Annotated in this window: 3 protein-coding genes; 2 read left to right on the top strand and 1 reads right to left on the bottom strand. The window is 56.6% G+C overall.

The window, feature by feature from the left end; genetic code table 11:
* Positions 1 to 538 precede the first annotated feature (538 nt).
* Positions 539 to 820, bottom strand: a complete 282-nt coding sequence (locus RYC17_RS11915; RefSeq protein ID WP_002552279.1) for an HU family DNA-binding protein — start codon at positions 818 to 820, stop codon at positions 539 to 541.
* A 393-nt stretch (positions 821 to 1,213) separates the two neighbouring features.
* Between RYC17_RS11915 and yejK the strand changes: the two genes are divergently transcribed.
* Together yejK and RYC17_RS11905 are read left to right on the top strand one after the other, a co-directional pair.
* Positions 1,214 to 2,215, top strand: coding sequence for a nucleoid-associated protein YejK (yejK, locus tag RYC17_RS11910; protein ID WP_058409296.1), 1,002 nt, complete (start codon positions 1,214 to 1,216; stop codon positions 2,213 to 2,215).
* Positions 2,216 to 2,220: 5 nt separating this feature from the next.
* Entirely contained in the window at positions 2,221 to 2,571 is a 351-nt protein-coding gene (locus RYC17_RS11905) for a glutaredoxin family protein (protein WP_002552277.1), read from the top strand.
* The last annotated feature ends 159 nt before the right edge of the window (positions 2,572 to 2,730 follow it).

The raw sequence follows: 2,730 nt of genomic DNA, 5'->3' as shown, positions 1-2,730 counted from the left end.
TCGTACGACGCTCCGCCGACATGCCTTAATCTCGATTATCGTGCGACGCTCTGCGTCGCATGCCGTTCTGGACGCTCTGCGTTCTCTCTTGAGTATGCAGTGCGGCACAGATCTGTGACGCGGAGCGTCACGCAAGGCGTTCCCACGCTGGAGCGTGAGGAACGATAATCTCAACTATCGTACGACGCTCCGCCGACATGCCTTAATCTCGATTATCGTGCGACGCTCTGCGTCGCATGCCGTTCTGGACGCTCCGCGTCCTCTCTTGAGTGTGCCGTGCGGCGCAGATCTGTGACGCGGAGCGTCACGCAAGGCGTTCCCACACTGGAGCGTGAGGAACGATAATCTCAACTACCGTACGACGCTCCGCCGACATGCCTTAATCTCGATTATCGTGCGACGCTCTGCGTCGCATGCCGTTCTGGACGCTCTGCGTCCTCTCTTGAGTGTGCCGTGCGGCACAGATCTGTGATCAGACGCCCACAAAAAAGCCGTGCCCGGTTAACCGGTGCACGGCTTTTTCACAGCAAGCGGTTGCTTACTTGTTGATCGAGTCGGTCAGCACTTTGGCTGGTACGAACTTGATAACTTTCTTGGCAGCGATTTCGATGGCAGCGCCAGTCGAAGGGTTGCGGCCAGTGCGAGCCGGACGCTCTGCAACTTTCAGTTTGCCGATACCTGGCAAAGTGATTTCCACGCCGTTTTCCAATTGGTCGGCAACAATTTGGCCCAATTGCTCAAGAGCATTACGCGCGGTAGTTTTTGGCGCGTCGATAGCTTCAGCGATATCGGCGATCAATTGGTCTTTAGTAAGAGCCATGGTGGTGTTCCTTCCCTATCAAATTCATTTGGATTGCAGAGTGCAACGTCGGCCCGTGGCCAGGCAATGAACCTGGCCACCCGCTAGCAGCCACGATTAATCGCGAAAGTGTAGATACTGAAACCGGGCAATGGTTCGACCTACGTGTGCGCTAACTGCATGCTTGACGCGCTAAGTGCGCAAGACCGCGCAAAACTAGCACAGAGCCGGACAAATATCCGCCTCTACCTATCCTTTTGGTCAGGTTTTAATGCTAATTGCACAAAAAACACCCAGCAAACACTCGCTGCAGGCGAAAACCAGCCTGCCCCGGGCCATCAGGCGCACGCGTGCGTTACACTTGCCGTCTTGCAACGAGCTGCACGCTCTTCACCTTTTTCAGCCGAGAAGCCCATGCCGATCCGTCATTGCATCGTCCACCTGATCGATAAAAAACCCGACGGTACGCCCGCTGTTCTCCATGCACGCGACTCCGAACTCGCTGAGTCCCAGGCCATCGAGAACATGCTGGCCGACCTCAACGAGAGCTACAACGCCAAACAAGGCAAGGCATGGGGCCTGTTCCATCCAGAATCCGGCGCACACCCGTTCAGCGGCTGGCTGAAAGAGTATCTGGACGGTGGCAACGACTTCACCGCGTTCTCGCGCACGGCGGTCGAGCATCTGCAGAAGCTGATGGAAGAATCCAATCTTTCCGTCGGTGGCCACGTGCTGTTTGCCCATTATCAGCAAGGCATGACCGACTACCTGGCCATCGCCCTGCTGCACCACAGTGAAGGCGTGGCAGTGAATGCCGAGCTGGACGTCACCCCTTCACGCCACCTGGACCTGGGCCAGTTGCACCTTGCTGCGCGAATCAACCTGTCGGAATGGCAGAACAACAAACAGTCCAAGCAATACATTTCGTTCATCAAGGGCAAGAACGGCAAGAAGGTTTCCGAGTACTTTCGCGACTTCATCGGCTGCCAGGAAGGCGTTGATGGCCCTGGTGAAACACGCACCCTGCTCAAGGCCTTCAGTGACTTTGTCGAAAGTGAAGACCTGCCGGAGGAGTCAGCCCGCGATAAGACCAAGACCCTGGTCGATTACGCCAGCAGCCAGAGCAAGATGGGCGAGCCGATGGGCCTGGAAGAACTGTCCGAACTGATCGACGAAGATCGTCCGCGCGCGTTTTACGATCACATCCGCAACAAGGATTACGGCCTGTCCCCGGAAATACCGGCGGATAAGCGCACCCTCAACCAGTTCCGCCGTTTCACGGGACGCGCCGAAGGACTGTCGATCAGCTTCGAAGCTCACCTTCTGGGCGACAAGATCGAGTATGACGAAAGCGCAGGCACCCTGATCATCAAGGGGCTGCCGACCCAACTGACCGATCAGTTGAAGCGACGGTAACCGACATGCTGATACGCACCCTCAAGAAGTTCGCGCTGATCATGCTGGTTGTGGTGGTTTATCAGAACTGGGGCAAGATCGAGAACTTCGTCAACCCGCCGCCAGCAAGCGTTGCGCAGAGCTACAGCCAGGCGAAAGTGGTGATGTACGCCACTGACTGGTGTGGCTACTGCAAACAGACGCGGCGCTTTCTCGACAGCAAAGGAATTGCGTATCAGGAGTTCGACATCGAGAAGTCCGAAGAAGGCCGCAAGGCCTACGAAGCACTGGGTGGCAGAGGCATACCGCTGATCGACGTCAACGGCACCTTGATCCGGGGTTTCGACCCGGATCAGATATTGGCAGCATTGAAATAGCCTGGAATAACGTGCCAAAGCTCCGCGTCCCAGATCTTTGCCGCACTGCACACTCAAGAGAGGACGCAGAGCGTCCAGAACCGCATGCGACGCAGAGCGTCGCACGATAATCGAGATTACGGCATGTCGGCGTGGCTCCGCACGATAGTCGAGATTATC

The organism is Pseudomonas syringae group sp. J248-6 (assembly GCF_032586995.1).
GTDB classification, from domain to species: domain Bacteria; phylum Pseudomonadota; class Gammaproteobacteria; order Pseudomonadales; family Pseudomonadaceae; genus Aquipseudomonas; species Aquipseudomonas amygdali.
The sequence above is the reverse complement of the archived record's forward strand: the minus strand, read 5'-3'. Positions and strand labels throughout refer to the sequence as shown.